Below are 24,491 nucleotides of genomic sequence, written 5' to 3'. Positions count from 1 at the left end.
CAATTCCAATGATATAGGAAAAAAAAGATTCGTTATATTTATATACATGCTTTACTACTAATCTGAAGGAGACATGCAAATTCCAAAAAACGCAGTTAACTGGGTGGAAATCCCCGTGAAAGATTTCGAAAGGGCAAAGCAATTTTATAATACTATATTCCAGTTTGATATGCCCGAAACGAATATGGGAATGAACCGTATGGGATTCCTATTATTCGATATGCAACAAGGCGGCGTTGGCGCGGCCATTGTACAAGGTGCCGATTATATCAGCAGTCAACGAGGCTGCCTAGTGTATTTAAACGCCGGGAACGACCTATCCGAAGTCCTCGATCGAATCCCCAACGCTGGAGGCAAAATAGAGCTCGGAAAATCGCCCGTTTCTGAAAGTCAACATTTAGGTTACTTCGCCATCTTTTACGACACAGAAGGCAACCGTTTGGCCCTTCATTCTATGGAATAACACCCCGATCCATCTCCCGTAAAATAATTTTCACTAACTTTTGAAAGTTCGAAAACTTTATCTAACTTCGATAAATGAAATTACAGGAAGCTAAAGCGCAGTTCATCCAAGCATGGGGTTCTCTAGGTGCTCAATGGGGCATTAATAGAACAATGGCACAAATCCATGCCTTACTTTTGATAGCGCCTGCAGCGTTGAGTGCCGACGAGATCATGGAAGAATTGAATATTTCGCGCGGTAATACCAATATGAATGTTAGGGAATTAATTAACTGGGGAATCGTGGAAAAGGTACTGGTGCCCGGTGAAAGAAAGGAATTCTTCATCGCGGAAAAAGATATCTGGAAAGTAGGTACTGCCATTACTGCCGAAAGAAAGAAACGCGAGCTTGACCCTATGTTGAAAGTATTACAACAACTCCAAAAAGTAGAAGGCGATGCGAAAGATAAAAACGTAAAAGCCTTTGTCGACGCCATTAACGGCATCTATAAATTCGCTAAACATACAGACGTTACCTTAAATGCATTAATTAAGGCTGAAGAGAGCTGGTTCTATAGCACCATCTTCAAATTGCTGAAATAATTTTTTTTGGTACAATGTTTCAATATTTTCTGAAAGTTCGAAAAACAAAAAGAAATGAAAATTGTCATCGCTGCCGGCACCGGCTTTATCGGTAAGGCGCTTCTTGAAAGGCTCAGTCCAAGTCATGAAATAATCGTTCTTACCCGCCAACAACTCCCTAGCACCCCAACACGCCAATTCGTCCAATGGGACGGCAAAAATCCCGGTCCTTGGCAATCCCACTTAAACAATGCCGACTTGCTCATTAACCTCACCGGCAAATCCGTTAATTGTAGATACACCAAGGCTAATAAAGCCGAAATCATGCACTCGCGCCTCAACGCGGTACATATACTCGGCAAATCCATCCAACAATGCACCCATCCGCCCAAAGTATTCATCAACATTGCTTCCGCTACTATTTACAGGCATTCCCTAGATAGGCCTATGACGGAAGACAGCCATGAAATACACAACGATTTCTCCGTTCAAGTATGCAAGGTTTGGGAAGCAGCCTTCGATCAGCTAGCATTACCCAATACCCGGAAAGTACAATTCCGAACCTCCGCCGTATTTGGCAAACAAGGCGGCGTACTAGCTTACTACCTGCAATTAGCAAAATGGGGGCTTGGTGGTTGCCATGGCAATGGCCAACAAATGGTTAGCTGGTTGCATGTTGACGACCTGGTTGACTTAATGTTGTGGGCATATAAAAATCCCCAAGTAACTGGTACTTACAATGCAACAGCGCCCAACCCAGTGAGCAATAAAGTCATGATGCAAAGCATTCGCCGGGCAACCGGCCACGCTTTTGGCATGCCCATGTCAAAATGGATGTTACAAATGGGTGCCGGCCTAATTGGTACAGAAGTTGAGTTATTATTGAAAAGCAGGTGGGTATTGCCTGCTAAGGCAGAACGGGAAGGTTTCCAATTCAAGTTTACGCATGTTGATGCGCTATTTGCTGATTTGGTGTCCCAAGTGCCCCGCAATCAATATCACCTCTTCTAACGGTCATTAAAATCAGCTGGTATGTCAGAGAAATTAACCGTCGTAATTGGCGCTTCAGAAAACCCGGAACGTTATAGTTATTTAGCCGTAAACAGGCTACGTGCACACAACCACCCAGTTATTGCAATTGGTAACCGTGCCGGCCAAATTGGTGATACTCCTATTACGAAAGAACACCCGGAAGTGGAGAAAGTAGATACTGTTACCTTGTACATCAATCCTACTTTGCAGGCAGATTATTACGATTATATCTTCTCCTTGAAGCCGAAACGCATCATCTTCAACCCCGGTACAGAAAACGATGAGCTCATCGAACTGGCGAAAGAACATGGCATTATGCCCCAAGAAGCTTGTACATTGGTGCTACTAAGTACAGGCCAGTATTAAACATCTCTAGCTATACATATATCACGTAGCCGTCTCTACTTTGTAGAGACGGCTATTTTTTTACTATTACCTGCAAGCGCACAGCAGTTACTACTCCTACCTTCAATCGCCATTCCCATCAACCCGTTCCACAAACCCAAATTGAATACACATGAAAAAGAACAAAATCGCCTTGTTAGCCTGCACGATTCTATTTGCTGCCGGCGCCGCTTTCGCTACACCGAAATTATTGCCGCTCTGTATACAAGAGCAACAATATGTATTACGTGATGGCGCGTACTATCCAGTTACTATTAACAGCGACTCGGAATGTATTCGCAGTCAAAACACTCCTTGCACTTATGTAAGAGATGCTACTACCGGTGCTTTCAAGCCTTGCCGATTGGGCATTTATGCGTCGATTGACTAATAAAGATTTTCTAACAAGCCGCTCCTACAAATGGTAGCGGCTTCTCTAACCATTTCTATTCACCACGAAAAAACCACACTATGCTCACACGCAAATTCCTATTGCTATTTATCACCGTATGCGTTGCCTTCAGCGCAGCCATCGCTTCTTCACAAGCTTTTATTCCCATTTGTGCATTGAAAACGATGTACTACAAAAATGCCTTTGGTGCGTACATTGAATTGCCGATAAACTACCAGTATAGCTGTATTAAGTCGCCTAATGAAGTATGCACATACACGTACGACGAATTAACTCATTCGTTTGTACCCTGTTTAAGCGGCCATTTCTTCACTGGTTTGGAAGAATAGGTATTCGTATCATACATTTTAATCCCCATCATACTGCAATATGCCTGCGTGATGGGGATTTATATTTATGGCTATCAAACCCTATATGTATGAAGAAAATTAAATTATTGGTACTCTCCTTTACAATTATTGGTGGTGTAAGTGCTGCAGTAACCTCTCATTTGTCGGCGCCTTGTACAACAGAAGCGCAATGGTATGCCGATGGCGATTGGTATACACCTGTTTTCATGGAAGGTGTTGACTACAATTGTATTTACGATTTAAACAGCACTTGCACGTATGTGTATGATCCAACGATCGCTAATTTCGTTCCTTGCAAAACTGGGCGGTACGAACCCATCAGAACCAAATAAGCGCACATTTCCATGTATAACGCCTCTTTATTAAAGTGGCGTTATACCATTACTTGTACCCGTGCACACTAACCTTTGCCTTGATCCTCTTCTATAAAGTTTTATCCATTCATGTTATCCACCACTTCTACTCATCGATTTGCAAATACCATCTTCCAAAAGCGCGGCGTAACAATTTGTTCATCTTGTAAACAAGTTTTGTAGCTACGTTATATTCATTACCCTGTTATTCCTCGATTAACTATCACTTAAAAACTATCACATGAAAAAAATCAAATTAACCCTTATTGCTATTACTATAGTTGGCGGTATGGGAGCCGCTATTGCAGCAAATGCTAAAGAACACCAAGCAGCTCGCTTAGATCTTTATTTTTTAGGCGGTGACGGTGTATTTTATCCTGCTGGTGTAGAAGGCGTGGATTACACGTGTTTAACTCACTTCGAAGGTGTTTGTACATATACCTACGATCCCGCTCGCCGCCGTTATACACCCTATAATTTTGGTATGTACGGACCAATTTCTATTCAACAATAACCCTACTTGTTCATATCAATTCTAACTAAACATTTATCTATGAAAAAGTTCAAATGGGCACTTTTTGCATGTGCCATTATGGGTGGTTTTACCACTGCCATTATCAATGAAACGTATGCCGCTAATAAATTGGTGCCGCTTAGGTATCACTTAGAAGCAAATGGGTCTTATACACTAATTAACGGCAGACTTAATGTAGATTATGCTTGTGTTCTTGATCCTACAGCCATATGCACATATAGCTACGATACTGATTTGCACCAATATGTACCATCCCAATACGGCAAATTTTACTGGATTGAGTAATATTTCTTGGTCAACAAATTCCCCAAAAAGCCATCTCCACAAGAGATGGCTTTTTGCTTGACATATCAATTATTACGACTGTCGTGTTTCCGCAGCCATTGCATTTAATTTCGGCCTGCATGTTAGAACAAAATCGATTTTGTAAACCCATTTCACATCTATAAACCACATACGCATGAAAAAAGTAAAATTTGCATTAACGGCATTGACCGTTGTTTTCGGCATTACTGCCGCTGTAGCTTCTACTTCTGCTCCACTTTGCAGCAGCCTTCCACAATACTGGAGAAGCACCGATGGTAATTTCTATCCTGCAGGCATTGAAGGATACGACTATGTTTGTGAAGGTTCTGTTATTTACAACTGTACGTATTACTTCGATACGAATAGCGGCACATACAGACCTTGCAAATACGGTAAATTGCTTTGGTTGCGCTAAAAGCTTCTCTTGAATCTTTTCCACCGTGCTTTATGTAATTGTTAATAAGCAGGTATAACAATTTCTACAGCAGCGTAATCACCGTATTTATTTCGTATATTCGATATCGTTGTTATGCGAGTGACACGCAATGTTCTTTGATGATGCCTTACTTATTCACCCATTAAAATATATATTGTATGAAATGGAGAAGATTCAATGGCGAACCCATTAGTTTGCCAATCAAAGAAGAAGTACGCAATGCCATTGTGCGGGAAACCGCCAACGGCACCCGTTTAAAGGTTTGCATCGGTACCGATTCACAAGTGAAAGGCGCCGATACCGAATTTGCAACGGTTATTGTGTTCCTGCGGGAAGGTCATGGCGGGTTTATGTTTATCCACAACGACCGTACAAAAGACAAGTACACCGTAAAAGAAAGGATGCTTGTTGAAGTAGCGAAAAGTATTGAAATCGCCTATGAATTGTGCGACTTATTTACCGAGTATGATGTGGATATGGAAGTGCACGTAGATATTAACACGAACCCACAATTCAAAAGTAACCTGGCATTGCACGAAGCCGTAGGGTATATTCTAGGAATGGGCTTTGCCTTCAAAGCTAAACCCGAAGCTTTTGCCAGCAGCAGTTGTGCCAACAAGGTGGTGAACTAATCATCCACCTAAAAAAATTGCAACGAACCCCGAAGCGCCCGTTGCAAATATCTTTCTCCCGGTAGTTCCTTTTACCGGGCATACATTTCTCTCCCCTATGCGATCCCTCTAAACGACGCATTCAACTCCGCAATCAGCGCCAAAATTTGGTCGCGCCCCGTTTTCTTTACGGCACTCGTTACAAAGTGTTGCGGCAAGAATTGCCATGTTTCTCGCATCTTATTTAAGAAAGCTTTTACGTTACGGCTAGTTTCCAACTGCGTATTCTTATCACTTTTTGTAAACACAATGGTGAACGGAATTTCCCATTCGCCCAATTGGTTAATGAACTCCAAATCGATCTTTTGAGGCGTTAGACGGCTATCGATCAACACGAATACATTCACCAAGTTCTCACGCTTACGTAAATAATCCTCGATCATCTTCTCCCAGCTCTTCCTTTGCGATTGCGATACTTTCGCAAAGCCGTAACCCGGTAAATCGACTAAGTACCAATCTTTATTCACAATAAAGTGGTTAATCAGTTGGGTTTTACCCGGTGTACCCGAGGTTTTTGCCAACTTCTCGTTATTGGCCAAAGAATTGATGAGGGATGATTTTCCCACGTTAGAGCGACCAATGAAGGCATATTCCGGCATATCCGGTTTAGGGCAATCTTTGTAACTGGGGCTACTGATCAAGTATTCGGCCGTTTTTATAATCATATCAATATAAGTTTTAAAACGTAGGCATGATTTATATCACATCTACAGATTCTGTTCCTAATTCTACCAACTATTTCAATACCTTTGCGGCGTATGTCGGAAAAAGAAACGGTTCAGAAAATTGTTCCTTTCAAAGCCTCAAATTTAAGCAAGAAGGAGCAGATAGCGCACATGTTCAATGATATCGCACCACGATATGACTTTTTGAACAGGTTTATGTCATTACGAATTGATGTATTATGGCGGAAATCAGCCTTAAAACGCCTTAAACGCGACCAGCCTAAAAAAATGTTGGACGTGGCTACTGGAACAGGCGATTTTGCCATTATGGCCAATAAAATACTCAATCCCGACTCCATCATTGGCATCGATATTTCCACAGGTATGTTGGAAGTGGGTAAGCAGAAGATCGAAAAATTGGGATTGACCAATAAAATCACCTTGCAACAAGGCGATAGCGAAACAATAAGTTTCCCTGATCAAACGTTTGATGCGATAACAGTCGCTTACGGCGTTCGAAATTTCGAGCACCTAGAAAAAGGTTTAGGGGAGATGTTGAGGGTATTGAAACCGGGTGGGAAGTTGGTGATATTGGAATTTTCAAATCCTACAGCGTTTCCTATTAAGCAATTGTATAATTTTTATTTCCGTTACATTACCCCCCATATCGGTAAAATGGTAGCTAAAAGCCAAGAGGCCTATACCTACCTGCCAGATTCTGTGAGGGCCTTTCCACAAGGGAAAGAAATGTGCGATATATTAACAAACACAGGCTTCCAAGCAGTTACATGCAAAACGCTCACATTCGGTATCAGTTCCGTTTATTTCGCTACACGCTAGTAGCGATTTTCGTCCTATGGAAATCTGTCGTACCCACCTATGCGCAACAAGTGTTGCACATGGAGGAGCACGACCAGAAACGCTTTTATTTCGGTATTACCTTGGCTTCGAACCAGTCGAACTACAAGCTGACGCACTCCGATCTTTTCTTAAAATCGGATTCGATCATGGTGGCCGAGCCACTTCGCACTTTTGGGTTCAACCTCGGTTTATTGGCTAATATGCGCCTCAACGATCGCTTCGATTTGCGCTTCAACCCGCAACTCGTATTCGCCAATAAAAACCTGTACTACCGGGAGAAATACCCCGATTGGCACGATACCGAGAAAAAAGTAGAATCCATCCTCGTCAGCTTTCCCCTCCAAGTGAAGTTCAAAAGCGACCGCTTCGGCAACTTCCGGGTATATACCATTGCCGGGATGAAATTCGATTACGATCTTGCCTCCAACGACCGGGCTCGCCGGGCTGAAGACCTCGTAAAAGTGAAGAAAAGCGATTATGGGTATGAAGTAGGCGCAGGGTTTGAATTCTATTTCCCGAATTTCATATTCGCACCAGAATTCAAAATCAGCAACGGGATCGGCAACGTACATGTAAGAGATAAAAACCTCCGCTATAGTAACGTAGTAGAGCAATTACAATCCCGTATGTTGGTGTTCTCCATCCACTTAGAAGGATAACAAAATCAAAAATATTTGTAAAAAGCTGCCTTCCCGGCAGCTTTTTTTGTGCCTGGGATGTTGCCGCGGTTTATCTTTGCGGCATGCAAGCATATTTGATTAGAAACATTGCCGTTGTTAACGAAGGCAACACGAGCGTACAAGATGTGCTCATCCGCAATGGCCGTATCGAGAAAATCGCCCCGCAAATAAGCGCTAGCGGCAATTACAAAGAAATTAACGGTGAAGGGAAACACTTGCTACCCGGTGCAATCGACGACCAGGTGCATTTCCGCGAGCCCGGGCTTACCCACAAAGCCAACATCTTCACAGAATCGCGCGCAGCCGTAGCAGGCGGTACTACCAGCTTCATGGAAATGCCGAACACCAAACCAGAAGCGGTTACCCAAGAACGCTTGGAAGAAAAATATACCATCGGCGCAAATACCTCCCTTGCTAACTACTCCTTCTTTATGGGTGTAGCCAACGATAATAGCGACGAGGTACTCCGTACAAACGATAAAAAAGACCGCGTACCCGGTGTTAAAATATTCATGGGTTCATCTACCGGCAATATGCTCGTAGATAACCTCGCTACCTTGGAGAAAATCTTCTCTGAAAGCGAATTACTCATCGCCACGCATTGTGAAGATGAACGTATTATCCGCACCAACATGGAAGCTTTCATTAAAGCAAAAGGCGACGGCCTTACAGCCGCCGATCATCCTTTGATTCGCAATGAAGAAGCTTGCTTCGAATCGTCGTTATTAGCGGTACAATTCGCTAAAAAACACAACTCCCGCTTACATATCCTTCACATCTCCACAGAAAAAGAATTAAGCCTATTCGGCAACTTCTTGCCTTTGGAAGAGAAGCGTATCACCGCGGAAGTATGCGTACACCACTTGCATTTTACAGCAGATGATTACGCGAAATACGGCAACCTTATCAAGTGCAACCCCGCTATTAAAGCACCACATCACCGCGATGCATTATGGACTGCTTTATTAGATGACCGCTTAGATGTGATTGCTACCGATCACGCTCCGCATACTTGGGAAGAAAAGCAACAACCTTACGCACAAGCACCATCAGGTGTTCCATTAGTGCAACACAGCGTATTGTTAATGTTAGATTATGTGAAGCAAGGCAAAATCTCCTTGGAGAAAGTGGCACACAAAATGGCACATGCCCCGGCCATCGCTTTCCAAATCAAAGAAAGAGGCTTTATCCGCGAAGGTTACCATGCCGATTTAGTGATTGTTGACTTGAACAAAGGCTACCAAGTAACAAAAGAAAATATCTACTACAAATGCGGCTGGAGCCCGTTTGAAGGTCATACTTTCGATTCAACCGTAACACACACTTTCGTGAGCGGCCACTTGGCATATGAAAATGGTCGTTTCGACGATAGCATTTTAGGTCACCGTGTATTATACGATCGCAAATAATTGATATAACAAGCATTATCAGCCGGCCATTTGAAAAAACTGGCCGGTTTTTTTATGTTTAGTTTATGGATAATTGCGGCCTTTGCATCTCAATACAATCGCCATCCGATTATTTTACACTAATTTCAATCAAAATTCACACGCATGGAGTTAGACAAAACCACCTACCTCGACCTATCCATCTTCAACCGTGAAGAAGAATTTTCCCTATTTCACAAGCTCGATTTTACCACTACGGCGGGTGGACGTGAATACTTGCGTGGATTATTCAGTAAGCCGTTACAAGATACCGCTGCCATTAAGCAACGACAAGAGATCTTGCAATACCTCATTAGCAAAGAGGATAATTGGCCACAAAGCATCACCAATGGCACCATCGTAGTGATTGAGAAATACTTAGAAGCTGCGATACCGCCTATTTCCAGCGCTAGTGGATTAGGCTTAGCGGTGAATTCTTTAATGATGAAAACGTTTTACGCACCTGATTACGGCTTCATCAAGTTTTCGTTTTCGCAATTCGTGTTATTACTAAAAGGCTTCGCCGAGTTTATTGTACACTACAACAAGCCCGAAGCGCCAACACCCTTGCGTTTACTCTTGGATCGAGCCAAAACACTCCTTAATCAACAAGTGTTTTACGACATCCTCGTGGCCGATCAAAAAGGTGACTTGAACTTCATGCAAATCCTAGGCTTCGATCACCAAGTACGTAAACGCCACACGAAGGTCGTATGGGAACTCACGGAAATTTATACACAACTCGATGCTTACTATAGCATGTCGAAAGCCGTAAAAACTTTCCAACTCAACTTCCCAAAGTTCGTAGAAACAGCAGAGCCGCATATTGTACTCAGCGATCTATACCACTTAATTTTACCACAACCCATTGCATACGACATTACACTCGATAAGCAAAAGCCCTTCTTGTTCTTAACCGGTGCCAACATGGCGGGTAAAACCACCTTCATTAAAGCACTGGGTGTAGCCGTGTTCCTGGCACACTTAGGTATGGGTGTACCTGCTAAAAACATGGAGCTTAGTTTCTTCCATGGTATCTTAAGTAACATCCAGGTAACCGATAATATCTTCAAAGGAGAAAGCTATTTCTTCAACGAAGTACAACGCATTAAAAATACCGTTGTAAAAATTAGCGATGGAAAGAAATGGTTGATCTTGATTGATGAAATGTTCAAAGGCACGAACGTAGAAGATGCCAAGAACTGCTCATTAGCCGTGATTCGTGGCTTGCTTCGGAATTCCCGCTGCTTGTATATCTTATCTACTCACTTGTACGAAATCGCCGACGAGTTAGTAGCAGAACCTAAAATCACCTTTAAGTATTTCGAATCGGAAGTAAAAGACGATACTTTGTATTTCACTTACCAATTAAAAGATGGTATTGCGAAAGAAAAATTAGGTTACTTAATTTTGAAGCGCGAAAAGGTGTTAGACTTGTTAGAACAACTACATTAAGCATATTCATTACGTTAACGGCTACACGCTTTATAAGTGTGTAGCCGTTTTATTTTTTTTCGAGATGAAAATTACATTTACATTTATAGCAAAACCAACTCGTTGTTAACCCATGTTTGTAAAAATCTTCGGCAGCGCCATTTCAGGCGTAGATGCCATTACTATTACGATTGAAGTAAGTGTAGAAAACCAAGGTGTAAAGTTCTACATGGTAGGCCTTCCCGACAATGCTGTTAAAGAAAGCCAGCAAAGAATAGAAAGCGCTATTAAATACGCCGGTTTTAAAATGCCACGTTTCCGCGTGGTAGTAAACTTAGCACCTGCTGATGTACGCAAATCGGGCGCCGCTTACGATTTACCCATAGCCATCGGCATCCTGGCCGCCTCCTCGCAAATTGCACCCGTATTGGAAGTAAGTGAATATATGATGATGGGTGAATTATCGTTAGATGGCCATATACAGCCCATCAAAGGCGCTTTACCGATCGCTATCAAAGCCCGTAAAGACGGTTTTAAAGGACTGATCGTACCAATGGAAAATGCGCGCGAAGCAGCAATGGTGAGCGACCTACAAGTATTCGGGGTGTCCCATTTAAGCGATGTAGTCGCCTTCTTACAAAACCCTTCTACTATACAACCTACAACCGTACATACCCGCGATGAATTCTTTGCATCACAATACGACTTCGATACAGATTTCTCCGATGTGAAAGGCCAACGCCCAGTAAAACGCGCCATGGAAATTGCTGCTGCCGGTGGCCACAACATTATTCTCATTGGTCCTCCCGGTGCAGGTAAAACCATGCTCGCGAAAAGAATGCCAACCATTCTTCCCCCGCTAACACTCCATGAAGCACTCGAAACCACGAAGATTCATTCCGTAGCAGGTAAACTACAACAAAACGCAACGTTAATATCTCGCCGCCCTTTCCGAGCACCGCACCACACGATCAGCGATACGGCACTCGTTGGCGGAGGTTCCATTCCACAACCCGGCGAAATATCCCTAGCACATAATGGTGTTCTCTTCCTCGACGAACTACCCGAATTCAAACGCAGTGTACTAGAAGTTATGCGCCAACCGATGGAAGAAAGATTCGTTTCTATCGCAAGAACTAGAGCCGGGGCCGACTTCCCGGCGAGTTTTATGTTGGTCGCGTCTATGAATCCTTGTCCTTGTGGGTATTACAACCATCCCACTCGCACTTGTACATGTGCCCCTGGCGTAGTGCAGAAGTATTTGAATAAAGTTTCCGGCCCATTATTGGATCGGATCGATCTACATTTAGAAGTAACGCCCGTAGAATTCCCAGCCCTCCTCAACAACGATGAAGAAGAAACCAGTGAAAGTATCCGGGAAAGAGTGATCGCCGCTAGGGAAGTACAAGCAGCACGCTTTAATGAACTACCCGGTATTTATTGCAATGCCCAAATGGAATCAAAACTATTACAAACACATTGTGATATTAGTGATGCCAGTAAAAAGCTCTTAACCAAGGCCATCGAGAAATTGGGCTTATCGGCCCGCGCATACGATCGAATTTTGAAAGTGGCACGTACAATAGCCGACTTAGCTTTATCGCCTAATATCCGTCCAGAACACATCGCGGAAGCCATTCATTATCGATCTCTTGACAGGGAGAATTGGGCAGGCTAAATTTTTTGTGTATTGTATGTGCATAAACCTAGCATATGCATATACAGCAGGGCAACCGGAAACTACGTAAATAATTAACATCCCCCGTATGCATTACAACTAGTATCTCAATTAATCGCCAAGCTATTATTAGGAATTAGCGGTATTACTGCTCTTGTATTGTCATGAACTTTTTTTTGAAATTAGAAGCCTATCGATGCATTTGCTTTATAGAATATTTGAACAACAGCTTCTATTACTTTCTTAAAAGAAACAATGGAAGTAATTAATCAAACTTCACCCTTCAAACGAGGGCTATAACCATCATATAAAACTTAGCGAAGCGGAATTATTGACACATCAAACAATCCCACTTCGCTATCATATCATCACACTTCTTTCTCTTCCTTCTTACTATACTCCTCGCTCAACTTCTTCTGCATATCTGCCGGTACCGGTGCATACTCTGCAAAAGCTGCTTTCACTTTCGCTTTGCCTTGGGTTACATTCCGCAAGGCTGCATACAGCCTATCCAGCTCTGCTTGCGGTGTACGGGCTTTTATCACTTGCTGGTGATTATCTGTATCCATGCCCGTTATTATACTACGATGCCCTTGGAATTCGCTCATCACATCGCCCATCATACCACCTGGAGCAGCGGCTTCAACATCGAATACAGGTTCTAATAACTGCGGGGCCGCTTGGTGAAACGCTTCGCGGAATGCCATTTTACCGGCAATCTTGAACGATACATCATTGCTATCTACAGGATGCATTTTACCATCGTACACCGATACGCGGATATCCCGTACATACGAGCCCGTTAACGGCCCTTCTTGCATCTTCTCCATCACACCTTTCAAAATACTCGGCAAAAAACGGTTATCGATCGCGCCGCCAACAATACAGTTGTTGAAAACCAGCTTCCCTCCCCAATTCAAAGCAATCTCCTCCGTTTCTCGAACCGGGTAATCGGCCAAGGGTGGCATGCCATCTACATAGGGTTCTATGCGTAAAAACACTTCCCCGAACTGCCCTGCACCACCCGATTGTTTTTTATGCCTATAAGAAGCGATCGCATTGCGTTGAATGGTTTCACGGTAAGGGATTTTAGCAGGTAAATACTCGATTTGCATGCCGTAAATATGTTCGAGTCGCCATTTTGTAACGGCTAAGTGAAGTTCTCCCTGGCCATGTAATATTACTTGCCTTAATTCTCTATTGTATTCAATTTCTAACGTGGGATCTTCCATGTGAATTTCCGCTAACACGGTACTCAACTTTTCGTCGTCGCCCTTATTTTTTGCAACGATCGCTGCGCGGACTTTTGGTGAAGGAAAATGTATGGGGTCTACTTGGAGAGAGAAGTTCTTATCACAAAGGGTATGGTTGGTAAAGGTGTTTTTCAGTTTAAGGGTGCATCCTATATCACCGGCCTTCAATCGTTCTACCGTATTTCGGTTCTTCCCATCGGCAATCATCAATTGGTTCAGCCGTTCTGTTACATTGCCTTTTTCGTTGAATAATTCCATCCCGGTTCTCACTTCCCCCGACAGTACTTTAAAGAAGGTTAATTTGCCTATATGAGGTTCTAATAATGTTTTAAACACAAACAGCACTGTAGGTCCATTTAACGCACAAGGGATCGGTTGGCCGTCTTCACTGGTTTCTGGGGGCATATCCACGGCCGAAGGGGCTACATTGTCGATAAATCCCATCAGGCGACCACTGCCCATATTATGCCGCGCATCCAGGCAGAAAACAGGGAACACCTGGTGCTTCATCATCCCAATTTTCAAGCCCTCCCGTAACTCGTCTTCATCCAAACTCCCTTTCTCAAAATACATTTCCATCAACGCATCATCATTCTCTGCCGCCTTTTCCACCAACTCGTTATGCAAGGCATTGGCCTGTTCCTGCTCGCTTTCTGGTATATCCAGTTTCTCCGGTTTGCCGCCATCTGCCGGGAACTTATACATCACCATCTTCAACAAATCAATCACCGCGTTAAAGCCCGGCCCCGCATTCACCGGGTATTGCATCACGGTAACGGCAGCCCCAAAATATGCCTTGGCTTGCTCTACCACGGCTTGAAAGTTCGCCTGTTCATTATCCAAATGATTCACCGCGATAATCGTGGGTTTCTGGTACTGATCTACATAATCCCACACCAGCTCCGTACCCACTTCTACACCGTATTGCGCATGCAATACCATCACCGCCGTATCACTTACCCTAATAGATGAAATCACCTCGCCGATAAAATCCTCCAAACCCGGGGTATCTATCACGTTTATTTTGTAATCGCGCCACTCGGTATGCAACGTGGTAGCATACACCGAGTTACCGCGCTCATGCTCTACTTCGTGATAGTCCGACACCGTATCCCGGTCTTCAACACGACCCCTACGGTCGATGATGCCCGCTTCGAACAACATCGTTTCCGCCAAAGTCGTTTTACCGCTCTTCGATGCCCCTATCAGCACAATGTTTTTAATGTGTTTTTCGTCGTACAACTTCATAAAAATGGAATTTGTATGGTGAACAATGGCATGCGCCGCCGAAACGAGCTTAGCGTGGAGAACGTTTTGAGAAGAAGGCCCCGCAAGGAGAGTTATTGGCCTTAAAGCATGTGGGAAAACCGTATTGTTTGGATCTAAAACCAGTCGACGTTTCGCAGCAGCGAACGCTACTATTAAGTTAACGAATTTCCACTGAAAAATGAAGGAATTGTCATATTGTAGTGACAACATTAACAGCGTTCGTTTTCTCTTTAATTTTGCCCCGTATGAAAATATTATTGTCCTATCTCAAGAATTATAAATGGCTGGTAGTGTTCGCTTTATTGCTAGCGAGCGTGAATCAAATCTTTTCACTCTTAGATCCCATGATCTTCGGTAAGTTAGTCGATTATGCAAATAACTCTTCCAATATTCCGCGCCCAGCATTCGTGCAACAAATAGCCATTTTCATTGGCTTACTCGTAGGAACAGCCATGGTGTCGCGCATCGCGAAGGCGTTCCAAGATTATTTCGTGAACGTTATTATTCAAAAAACAGGTGCTAAAATTTACCAAGACGGGTTACGACACTCACTCCGTTTACCCTTCCAACAATTCGAAGACCAACGCAGCGGCGAAACACTCGCCATTTTGCAAAAAGTACGTGTCGATTGCGAAAAGTTCATCACCTCTTTTGTAAACGTATTATTCGTGTCGTTAATAGGTGTGGTGTTTGTAATGACGCTAGCGGTTTCAATCCACTGGAGTTTAGGCCCCATCTATTTAGGTGGCTGTATTTTACTCACGGTATTAACAAGGGTACTCAGTAGAAAAATCAAAACCATTCAAAAAAGCATCGTAAAAGAAACAACTGCCTTAGCAGGTTCTACCACGGAAAGCTTACGCAATATTGAATTGGTGAAAAGCCTTGGCTTAACAAACCAAGAAGTAAGAAGGCTGAATAAAACCACCTTGGAAATCTTAAAATTGGAGCTGAAAAAAGTTCGTGGTTTACGTATGATTTCCTTCGTACAAGGTACTTTCGTGAACCTCTTACGCCAATCTATTTTGTTTGTTTTATTATACTTAGTATTCAATAAAGAATTAACAATTGGCCAGTTATTCTCGTTCCAATTGTATTCTTTCTTCATCTTCGGTCCACTCCAAGAAATTGGTAATATCACGTTGATCTACCGCGAAGCAGAAGTATCGTTGAATAACTTCGAGAAATTAATGCAAACACCGGTAGAAGAAACGCCGAAGAATCCACAACACCTTAAACAACTCGAACAATTCGCTTTCGAACAAGTAAGCTTTAAACACCTTACGGCACCTACCAAAGCACTTGAAAATATCAACTTCAACGTGGAAAAAGGCCAAAGTATCGCGTTCGTAGGCCCTTCTGGTTCTGGTAAAACTACCCTGGTAAAACTCCTCGTAGGTTTATACCCCGCCCAAACAGGCCGCGTACTCTACAATGGCATCGATGCCAAGCATATCGACTTGGATGAATTACGCCAACAATTAGGCTTCGTTACCCAGGACACGCAATTATTCTCCGGCACCATCCGCGAAAACTTGCTGTTCGTAAATCCTGCGGCCACGGAAGATGATATCATGGATGTACTCCGTAAAGCTTCTTGCCAAACCCTCTTAGCCCGCGCCGAAAATGGTATCGACACGGTCATCGGTGAAGGTGGTGTAAAAATCTCCGGTGGTGAGAAACAACGCTTATCCATCGCCCGTGCATTACTACGCAAACCCAAATTGCTCGTATTCGACGAGGCTACCTCGGCTTTGGATTCCATCACGGAAGAAGAAATTACCCAAACCGTACGCGATATTACTGCTACAAAAGAACATATCACGGTAATGATCGCCCATAGGTTATCCACGATCATGCATGCCGATAAAATATATGTGTTGGAGAAAGGACATATCATCGAAACAGGTACCCACAGCGAGTTACTAGCCGAAAAAGGCTTGTATTACGCTATGTGGCGCCAGCAAATTGGTGAGCGTAAGCAAACAATCGAAACTGTTAAGGGTTAATATTGTAAAATGACGAAAATCAATTTTTCGGCGTCATTTACAAAGTAAATTGCAGGCTTAAACCCGTAACAAGAAATATGAGTAAACGCCCGAACTATTTTTTAAGCATCCTCCAAATGAAATGCCCGCATTGTAGGCGTGGTCATATGTTTAAAACAAAGAATGCCTTCCATTTGAGCATGTCTAAGATTTTCAACATGTACGACAATTGCCCTGTATGTGGACAAAAATTCGAGTTGGAAACGGGCTTCTGGTTCGGCACCGGCTATGTAAGTTATGCTTTAGGAGTAGCCTTATCTGTATTTAACTTGATATGGTATGCATTGATTTTCAAGCTCTCTTGGCAAGATAACAGCGTCATTTATTGGTTAATTGTGAACGGGGTCATCCTCATTCTATTGCAACCATGGCTCATGCGCATTTCCAGGGTAATTTACTTGTACTTCTTTGTGTATTATGATGAATCTACCGCATCATTGCCGGGTGCTCCCAATGAATAAACGATTATATCAACTCACTATAACAATCAAGGGCCGTAAAAACGGCCCTTTTCCTTTTCATCCAAAATCTGAGCAGTTTGCCAGATAACTTCTTTTGTAACAAACAATCCTTGCCTTCCAAAAGGCAATCATACAAAATTATTGTTTTTGTAGTTTACTTGATACTAAATGTCGTAAAGGGATGCATTTTTGGATAAAAGGCATTTCCTAAAAACACGAAAAGGGCCCTAAGGCCCTCTCCCGTAATCCATTTATACAATCAACTTATTTGATAGCGAATGGGAATTCAGTATCAACATCGGTAGATCCTGGTGCAAAAGTACCGTCTTTAGCGCCCGGTTGGTGACGAATAATCACGCGGTAAACCCCTTTAAATGCACCTTTCGTTGCAATGGTGTTTTCTAAACCTAATGGTAATCCTTTCTCGTCTTTATCCAACGGTGTAACGGTAGCTACGTTTGTCAATGCATCAGCAACGCTGGAATTGGCAGTAGCGAAGAAAAGGTGGAACACACGGTGCTCGATTCCTTCTTTAATAATTTCGGCTGTAACAGTGTCGACAGGGCTTACCCTTTCATCGTACACATCCGTATAAACAGTGTAAGTTGTATTTGCTTTTAAAATAACTGAATCGATTGTTGGAGCATTACCACCAATACCATCGATATCACGCCAATTGGCTACTACTTTATCTGCTGCATTCGCGTTATTAACAAAAGTGAGTTTCAGTGTAGTGATTTCTTCGTTGGCATTTTCAGTAGGATCATTATCGTCTTCTTTCTTACAAGCAGTGAAGAATAATGAAGTACCCAATACAATCATCGCCAGGGTAGAGAATCTTTTTAACATAACTAATAATTTGAGTGTGAGTTGAGTGGTAGCTCGATGTTATTTTTTAGTGATTGTAAAAGGAACTTTTACTTTTAAATACACGTTAATACCTGGATCATCGGCAAAATAACGGAAGGTGTTTAAGTACTCGCGGTACTTTTGGTTAAGCAAGTTACTTGCCCCCAAAATGAAACCTATCGGGCGTTTACCTAAGTGCCAGTCGGTGCCTGCTTCCAGGTTCACCAAGGTATATGCATTCGGTGGTGCCATTAAATCCAACTTATTCTCCCCTTTGTCATTTGCTTCAAACGGTACACGTGTTTGTTTCGTTACGCTGCTAACAGTTAACGAGAAATAACTATCCTTCAAACGCTTCGTATCGCCAGGATAGAACGTCAAATCTTGCGTAAACCTGTCGGATGGCATGGATATCAACCAATCGTTGATGTCTTCGTTGCGGGCGCGTAAGATGGATGCTTTGGAACTGAATTGCCATTTAGGTAAGAAGTGCCAGCGAATTTGTGCATCTACTCCTTTCATATTCACATTGGCTTGGGTGTAGTATGCATATGGGAAAAATCCTCTTACGCTGCCTTGCAAACTATCCGTGAGTTGCAAGAAGATGAAGTTTTGAAACCTATTATAATACACTACTACGTCGGCCTCGAAATTGTCGGAGATTTTATAGTTACCGCTGAGGTTCATTTTTATACCTTGCTCTGCTTTCAAGTTCCTGTCACCTTCTTCAAACATGGCGGTACCATGGTGTATGCCGTATGCATACAATTCATTCGGCCCCGGCACACGGTATACGTTGGTGGCATTGAAAGCGATGGTGGTACGTTGATTAGGATACCAAGTGGCGCCTAATGTTCCGGTTAAACCGGCAAAATCGCGGTCCCTAAAATTCTTCTCGTGTAAATTATCGTGCACGTCGGTATACGACTTATTATCATATCGAATGGCACCTTCCAACATCCATTGGTTGTTTTTGCTTTCCCATTTCTCTGCCGCAAAAACACCCCATGCTATCGACTCATAATTCGGAATGAACATACGCGATTGGTAATGGTTCCTTTGGTAAGTACCCGTAGCCCCAATTGTTCCACGTAAGCCATGCCAGTTGTAATGATCCCAAGCAAGGTTAGCTGTATAGGTGGTTAAGTTCAATTTCAAGTTATTTACCGATAAAGCGGAGTTACGATCCAATTCATCGCGGTAGTTGAACTGGCGCGAAAAATCGAGGTTGATCTTCCCAATTTTGCCGGTATTCAAATACGCTTTCGCTTTGAACAGTTCGTGTTCTGCCGTTTGCATCGGGCGGTTAATATCGTACGAGAAACCATGGGTAAATTCCGGTAAAGGACGGTCCCTTTTAATCGTTTCCTCCAAATCCTTCCGGTTACCTATGTGCGAGCCTGTAAATACGCCTATATTGGTGTTAAACTGGCTATAAAATAACTCCAATCCATATTTCTCCTTCCGCCAACCTGTAGCCAACGAGAAGTTCTTTTCTTCCATGCCTGTATTGTCTAACCAATATCCCGGCGCTCTATACGTTCCGCCTTTCCTCAATGTACCCTGTACGCGCCAACTTAATGCCGGGATCTTCGCAAAGTTCCCTTCCACCGTAGCCGACGTTACACCCATTCTATTGTTTGAAAAAGCACCCAAGTTCAACTCGCCACTAATACCCGGCGTGGTTGGCAAGGGTTTCGGTTCTACCAAAATAACACCCCCCACAGCATCACCACCATAACGAATCGCGTTCGCACCTTTGATCACCACGAGCTTATTCGCAATAAATGGATCAACTTCCGGGGCATGATCTGTACCCCATTGTTGCCCTTCTTGGCGAACACCGTTGTTGTAAATCAATACCCGGTTACTATGCAACCCGTTAATAATCGGCTTCGATACGGTAGCACCTGTGCTTAACATGGTAACGCCATTCACATCCTTCAACGATTCCGCTAAAGAAAGGCCACGTACTTTTTCCAATGTTTTACCACTCACCTCCGATACCGGGCCCGACATCGATTTTTGACTCGATACCCCGGCCACCGTAATGCCCTGTAATTCACTAATAGCATGCTCAAGCTGGATATTACGCTTACCATCTCCCGCCACTGTGTACGAGAACTGGTACGTTTTACAACCAATATGCATCACACGAATAGTGTAAGTACCGGCGCAAAGTCCATTCAACTTGTAAAACCCGCGCTCGTCGGTAGCTGTGGCTTGCTGTGTTTCAACAACGCCAATGGTAGCGCCAATTAACGCTTCGTTCGTTTGACTATCAGTAATTTTTCCACTCAAAGTATAAGTACATTGTGCATAACCCGTACGCACAAATAGCAGGCATAGCGCGAGTAAACTAACCACGCGTTGAATCATGTTCATAAACAAAATGCGGGACGTGTAGCCATCATCATGGTATAATACCTCCATGCAAAATGGGTACGCTTGATAGAATCATAAGACGCGCCAGTGAACACATCACTGCACCTCTTCCTTTTTTTCAAACAAAATGATAGATAATAAATAGTGTATTATGCCACCGTAGCGGGTGGGGCGCGTAGAGGAAGGTTCCAAGTAACTGCTGGAACTTGGTGAGGATAAGTAGGTACTGCATAATACCAATCCGTTACTGCCACAATTGGAAGGTAAGTCACCTGGTAAACATCTACCGGCGAATACCCAATCTGCAAAAAGTCACAGTGCTTGTGCGGAAGGTCTATGATCGTACCCTCGATTTTCTCGTGCTTCGTATCGCAGTGATCAGCAAATAAATGCACAAATTCCCTTGGCGTTGCATGGAATGCAAACACAGCCAATAGGAAAAGTGACCATATTTTCTGATATAAAAATTTCTTCACGCGTACGAATTATGCTGCGAAAATACGAAATTTTAATTATTTGCAACAATGTTGCACCATCTATCTTACTTTTAACATTGTACGTACTTGCTGCACCATCCCATTCTGGAAACGTGCATAATAAACACCCGTTGGTAATCTTTCCCCGTCAAACACCAAGTTATACGTACCTGCCACGTGTATCCTATCCACTAAAGTATGAATCATGCGGCCCATGGTATCAAAAATTTGCACCAAGGTATGCCCGCCTTGTGTAATATAGGTGATATTGGTTTTAGTAGTGAACGGGTTAGGATAATTGGTAATGATGTTCGTACCGGCGGTTTGATTCGGGTCTGGATCTACACCCGTTACCAAGCCACAAGCTTGTGGCCTTACGATCGGCAAGCTTTGGTAGTTCCGCAGCAAAATCGTTTGTAAGTCGCCGTTATTTACACAGAACCATTGTTCTAACAAAGAACCATAAACAGAACGGAAATCGTACTGCATCGGTATGTTATCGTTCACTGATGCGGCATCTGGCATGGTTGGGGTATTCCCCAATACGCCCGACTGTACATAATCGCCAAATATAATCATCGGCGCAGATGCACCATGGTCGGTACCCATACTGCCGTTAGATTTAATCCTTCGCCCGAATTCACTGAACGTCATACCCACCACGCGCTTCGACGCTTTTAGGTTCGTTAAATCCTTCATGAAGGCATCGATCGACGACGATAATTGCTCCATTAAGTTCGCGTGCATCCCCGTAGATGTATCGCCTGCATTGGTTTGGTTTGCATGTGTATCGAAACCACCCATGCTTACCATGTACAAACGAGTTTTTAAACCACCTGCTACCAACCGCGCTACAATTTTCAATTGTTCTGCTAAATGGCTTTTAGGGTATTGCCCTTGGTTTGTTACCTTACCTGCCGCGAGTTTAATGGAATCGGCGAACTTATTGGTTTGCTTCGCGATGAGGCGGATATACGCCAATTCATTCCCCGCTTTTGTATTGGGAACAGGATCTTCCTTCCCGCTAATTAAATTATAGAAATCGGTCGCACTCGTTACCGCCATGGCCATCGTATTCGTTGGTCCTTGGAAGGCCGGCGATACAATCGATCCAATCTGGATGGCCAATGGATCGGGCATTTCTGCATTGGGGAAGCCATTCGGGTAATTGGGATATTCGTAGTTCAAATACCTACCGCCCCAGCCTGTGCTAAGTACTTGGTTGGCATCGGAACCTGTTACCCAAATATCTGTCGCCCTAAAGTGAGAGTAGTTCGGTGAAGGATAGCCCACACTTTGTACCACGCACACTTTTCCTTCGTTATATAAACGCTGTACACCCGTCATAGAAGGGTGCAACCCAGCGCGGGTATATTTTTCTAACTTCAATACTTTCCCTTCTTGAATGGCAATGTTGGTACGGGCAGCTTGGTATTTGCCATATTGATCCAAGGGAATCACCATGTTCAAACCATCATTACCACCATTCAATTGTATCATCACTAAAACGTGATCGTTATCCGTAGCAGCACCTTGCAAAGCGTTTAACAGCGGCGAAGCACCGAAAGCTTTGATGGAAAAGCCATTGATAAAAGAAGGTAAAACCGTTGCCGGCGCACTTAATTTTAGAAAATCTCTTCTTTTCATAAAAGGGTTTTTGCAGCGCTGCTTACGCTAATTGATATTCGGATAGGTTCATGATGTATTTGTACAGGGCTTGTAAACGTTTTAATACAACGTCTTTGTTGGCCATATCGGGGTTCGATTCATATGCATTCCAAGCATTCGTCCAATAGTAATCGGTTTCAGTACCTGTTAGTAGAATCATGTCTTTCAAGAAGGTTTTCGTTTCTGTTGAAACACCCATCCTGTACAAGATATCGAGCGAATCGCTTACCAGCTTAATAGGATCACTAGGATCGGGTAAATGCTTCGCAAAGTCGATAGGATCAATGGTAACCGTATGCCCACCGATGGTATACCCAATTGAAATGGCTAAATCGCTGAATTGGTTACGTTTAGGCAAGGTATCGGTATTAATCCATAGCTCGTGGAACTGCGGTTCTTGGTAGTAAGCTTCCCAACCCGATACACCCGGCGGGTCGCCAATGTTTTGCTGTTGTATTGAAGCCGCGTACTGCACCACCTGCCATGTACCATATGCATCGTTGTAGTTGCTGGCAGGGGGGAAGGTTACGCCGAATTCACGGCATAAGCCAACTGTAAAGTCGAGCGGACTTTTAATCAAGCACGACATATTCAACGGATCGTAAAAATGCTCGCTCTTGAAAAGAGCTTGCAATACGGGTTTTATCTCGTAGTTGTTCTGCCTGAAAAGGTTAGCGAGAGGTGTAATCACCTCATCTTCTACCGATTGATCGATATCGTAATACACGAAAAAGCGGTACAATTTTCGACAGATAAACTTGGCTACTTCTGCTTGTGAGAAGATGATATTGAGGAGATCGTCAAGCTCGGTAGTACCCAAATTGCCCGTTTTCCCGGAAATAACCTTGCTACCGTACCAAGTAGAGAACTCCTTATTCGTGCTATCATGTAAAGTAGCATCGAAGTAAGATTTACAGGTTACCTTATCGATTTTATAGCCCGTAAGTACACGCGCCGTGGCTTGTACATCGGGTTCTGTAAAATGGGAATCAGGCCCTTTACCTACGGTGAATAATTCGTGTAGTTCACGCGCATAGTTTTCGTCGGGCGCTGTTTTCACGTTGAGATAACCATTGAGGTATACCAACATCGCGGGATCGAGCGTAACGGCCTTTGTTAAGGCTTTGAAATTGCCAAGGGCGTATTGGCGGAGGGTGATGTTATGATTGTATAGATAGCGCCCATCTTTTACGGTATTGGTTTCGGTGGCGAAGTGATTATGCCAGAACAGTACCATTTTTTCGTGGATGGTACGTTGTTGGTTGAGCATTAACCCAATCCACCAATATTTATAAGAATTCTTCCGGCGTGTTTGTACCTCTTCATCACCTTCGGGTGCTGTAACCCAGGTAGCACCTGCAGCCACCCCGGTAGGATCGGAATAACCGTCTACATTGTAGTTATTCACAGGCGGCGTAGGCATGGGAGAAATATTCAGTAATGTTTCCACCGCTTGGTCCATCGTTAGCGTTTTAAAATACGCTACATCGGCGGGCGTAGCACCAAACATGGCACGCTTCAGTAAATGTACCACTTGCGCAGTAGTCCATTCGCCGTTGTAAAGATTAACGCCTGAGAATGTTCGGCCATAAGAAAGTTTCTTAGCCTTTTTGGGAGATAGCGGGGCAAAAGATAAAAATGCTCTACGATCCATGTGAGATACGGTTATTCAATAAAAGATGTACACAGGTCCAGGTTCGATTCCGGTTTTCAGGTTCCAAATTAATAAAAAGTTTTATGCAATTATATTATCTTATTAAGCTTTGTTGAAATTGAAGTAAATTTGTGTATTGTTAGGGATGCAAACAAGTGACCACCTTGTAATCATGTGCCAT

Annotated in this window: 25 protein-coding genes; 18 read left to right on the top strand and 7 right to left on the bottom strand. The window is 43.3% G+C overall.

What is annotated here, in order from left to right; all coding sequences use genetic code 11:
- Nucleotides 1-73 precede the first annotated feature (73 nt).
- From LX64_RS02095 to LX64_RS02045, 11 genes are all read left to right on the top strand, one after another.
- A complete protein-coding gene (locus tag LX64_RS02095) occupies nt 74-463 on the top strand; it encodes a VOC family protein (protein ID WP_111595944.1) in 390 nt (129 codons plus the stop codon).
- Nucleotides 464-537: 74 nt separating this feature from the next.
- Nucleotides 538-1,044 (top strand): GbsR/MarR family transcriptional regulator, encoded by a 507-nt coding sequence (locus LX64_RS02090; protein ID WP_111595943.1) that lies wholly within the window; start codon nt 538-540, stop codon nt 1,042-1,044.
- Between the two features lie 54 nt (nt 1,045-1,098).
- On the top strand, nt 1,099-2,034 hold the full coding sequence (locus LX64_RS02085) for a TIGR01777 family oxidoreductase (RefSeq protein ID WP_111595942.1): 936 nt from the start codon (nt 1,099-1,101) through the stop codon (nt 2,032-2,034).
- 21 nt (nt 2,035-2,055) lie between these two features.
- Complete coding sequence (locus tag LX64_RS02080) at nt 2,056-2,421, top strand: CoA-binding protein (RefSeq protein ID WP_111595941.1); 366 nt, start codon at nt 2,056-2,058, stop codon at nt 2,419-2,421.
- A gap of 151 nt (nt 2,422-2,572) precedes the next feature.
- Entirely contained in the window at nt 2,573-2,830 is a 258-nt protein-coding gene (locus LX64_RS02075) for a DUF6520 family protein (protein ID WP_111595940.1), read from the top strand.
- Nucleotides 2,831-2,910: 80 nt separating this feature from the next.
- Nucleotides 2,911-3,180: a hypothetical protein gene (locus tag LX64_RS02070; protein WP_111595939.1), complete on the top strand. Its 270-nt coding sequence runs from the start codon at nt 2,911-2,913 to the stop codon at nt 3,178-3,180.
- A gap of 89 nt (nt 3,181-3,269) precedes the next feature.
- Complete coding sequence (locus tag LX64_RS02065; RefSeq protein WP_111595938.1) at nt 3,270-3,533, top strand: hypothetical protein; 264 nt, start codon at nt 3,270-3,272, stop codon at nt 3,531-3,533.
- A 262-nt stretch (nt 3,534-3,795) separates the two neighbouring features.
- Nucleotides 3,796-4,068 (top strand): hypothetical protein, encoded by a 273-nt coding sequence (locus LX64_RS02060; RefSeq protein ID WP_111595937.1) that lies wholly within the window; start codon nt 3,796-3,798, stop codon nt 4,066-4,068.
- A 39-nt stretch (nt 4,069-4,107) separates the two neighbouring features.
- Nucleotides 4,108-4,374, top strand: coding sequence for a hypothetical protein (locus LX64_RS02055; protein ID WP_111595936.1), 267 nt, complete (start codon nt 4,108-4,110; stop codon nt 4,372-4,374).
- A 175-nt stretch (nt 4,375-4,549) separates the two neighbouring features.
- Entirely contained in the window at nt 4,550-4,810 is a 261-nt protein-coding gene (locus LX64_RS02050; RefSeq protein WP_111595935.1) for a hypothetical protein, read from the top strand.
- 179 nt (nt 4,811-4,989) lie between these two features.
- Nucleotides 4,990-5,463: a ribonuclease H-like YkuK family protein gene (locus tag LX64_RS02045; RefSeq protein WP_111595934.1), complete on the top strand. Its 474-nt coding sequence runs from the start codon at nt 4,990-4,992 to the stop codon at nt 5,461-5,463.
- 95 nt (nt 5,464-5,558) lie between these two features.
- Here LX64_RS02045 and yihA read toward each other — a convergent pair whose 3' ends face one another.
- Complete coding sequence (gene yihA / locus LX64_RS02040; RefSeq protein WP_111595933.1) at nt 5,559-6,167, bottom strand: ribosome biogenesis GTP-binding protein YihA/YsxC; 609 nt, start codon at nt 6,165-6,167, stop codon at nt 5,559-5,561.
- Between the two features lie 93 nt (nt 6,168-6,260).
- On the opposite strand from yihA, the gene ubiE reads away from it, so the two are divergent.
- The 5 genes from ubiE to LX64_RS02015 all read left to right on the top strand — a co-directional run bounded on the left by ubiE (nt 6,261) and on the right by LX64_RS02015 (nt 12,247).
- Nucleotides 6,261-7,007 carry a bifunctional demethylmenaquinone methyltransferase/2-methoxy-6-polyprenyl-1,4-benzoquinol methylase UbiE gene (gene ubiE / locus LX64_RS02035; RefSeq protein WP_111595932.1) on the top strand — a complete coding sequence of 249 codons (747 nt, stop codon included), beginning with the start codon at nt 6,261-6,263 and terminating at the stop codon, nt 7,005-7,007.
- Nucleotides 6,956-7,687: a type IX secretion/gliding motility protein PorT/SprT gene (porT, locus tag LX64_RS02030; protein ID WP_111595931.1), complete on the top strand. Its 732-nt coding sequence runs from the start codon at nt 6,956-6,958 to the stop codon at nt 7,685-7,687. Before ubiE ends, porT begins: the two co-directional genes overlap by 52 nt.
- A gap of 83 nt (nt 7,688-7,770) precedes the next feature.
- Nucleotides 7,771-9,117, top strand: a complete 1,347-nt coding sequence (locus LX64_RS02025) for a dihydroorotase (protein WP_111595930.1) — start codon at nt 7,771-7,773, stop codon at nt 9,115-9,117.
- Between the two features lie 144 nt (nt 9,118-9,261).
- Entirely contained in the window at nt 9,262-10,590 is a 1,329-nt protein-coding gene (locus LX64_RS02020) for a MutS-related protein (protein ID WP_111595929.1), read from the top strand.
- Between the two features lie 112 nt (nt 10,591-10,702).
- Entirely contained in the window at nt 10,703-12,247 is a 1,545-nt protein-coding gene (locus LX64_RS02015) for a YifB family Mg chelatase-like AAA ATPase (protein ID WP_111595928.1), read from the top strand.
- Nucleotides 12,248-12,615: 368 nt separating this feature from the next.
- Here the strand turns inward: LX64_RS02015 and LX64_RS02010 are convergent, their stop codons facing one another.
- Nucleotides 12,616-14,748 carry an elongation factor G gene (locus LX64_RS02010; protein ID WP_111595927.1) on the bottom strand — a complete coding sequence of 711 codons (2,133 nt, stop codon included), beginning with the start codon at nt 14,746-14,748 and terminating at the stop codon, nt 12,616-12,618.
- A 266-nt stretch (nt 14,749-15,014) separates the two neighbouring features.
- Here LX64_RS02010 and LX64_RS02005 point away from each other — a divergent pair, with 266 nt between their 5' ends.
- Both LX64_RS02005 and LX64_RS02000 read left to right on the top strand, forming a co-directional pair.
- Complete coding sequence (locus LX64_RS02005; protein WP_111595926.1) at nt 15,015-16,778, top strand: ABC transporter ATP-binding protein; 1,764 nt, start codon at nt 15,015-15,017, stop codon at nt 16,776-16,778.
- A gap of 77 nt (nt 16,779-16,855) precedes the next feature.
- Nucleotides 16,856-17,278 (top strand): DUF983 domain-containing protein, encoded by a 423-nt coding sequence (locus LX64_RS02000; protein WP_111595925.1) that lies wholly within the window; start codon nt 16,856-16,858, stop codon nt 17,276-17,278.
- A 264-nt stretch (nt 17,279-17,542) separates the two neighbouring features.
- On the opposite strand, the gene LX64_RS01995 is transcribed toward LX64_RS02000, so the two are convergent.
- The 5 genes from LX64_RS01995 to LX64_RS01975 all read right to left on the bottom strand — a co-directional run bounded on the left by LX64_RS01995 (nt 17,543) and on the right by LX64_RS01975 (nt 24,310).
- Entirely contained in the window at nt 17,543-18,127 is a 585-nt protein-coding gene (locus tag LX64_RS01995) for a hypothetical protein (protein ID WP_148707161.1), read from the bottom strand.
- A gap of 39 nt (nt 18,128-18,166) precedes the next feature.
- Nucleotides 18,167-20,560, bottom strand: a complete 2,394-nt coding sequence (locus LX64_RS01990; RefSeq protein ID WP_111595923.1) for a TonB-dependent receptor — start codon at nt 20,558-20,560, stop codon at nt 18,167-18,169.
- A gap of 101 nt (nt 20,561-20,661) precedes the next feature.
- Nucleotides 20,662-20,988, bottom strand: a complete 327-nt coding sequence (locus tag LX64_RS01985) for a hypothetical protein (protein WP_148707160.1) — start codon at nt 20,986-20,988, stop codon at nt 20,662-20,664.
- A 60-nt stretch (nt 20,989-21,048) separates the two neighbouring features.
- The gene (locus LX64_RS01980; RefSeq protein WP_111595921.1) at nt 21,049-22,635 is read right to left on the bottom strand and encodes a DUF1501 domain-containing protein; all 1,587 of its coding nucleotides are present in this window, start codon (nt 22,633-22,635) and stop codon (nt 21,049-21,051) included.
- Nucleotides 22,636-22,657: 22 nt separating this feature from the next.
- Nucleotides 22,658-24,310, bottom strand: coding sequence for a DUF1800 domain-containing protein (locus tag LX64_RS01975; RefSeq protein ID WP_111595920.1), 1,653 nt, complete (start codon nt 24,308-24,310; stop codon nt 22,658-22,660).
- Nucleotides 24,311-24,491 lie beyond the last annotated feature (181 nt).

This window comes from Chitinophaga skermanii, from assembly GCF_003259335.1.
GTDB lineage: Bacteria > Bacteroidota > Bacteroidia > Chitinophagales > Chitinophagaceae > Chitinophaga > Chitinophaga skermanii.
Note: the sequence above shows the minus strand (reverse complement) of the source record. Positions and strands in the feature narration are given on the sequence as shown.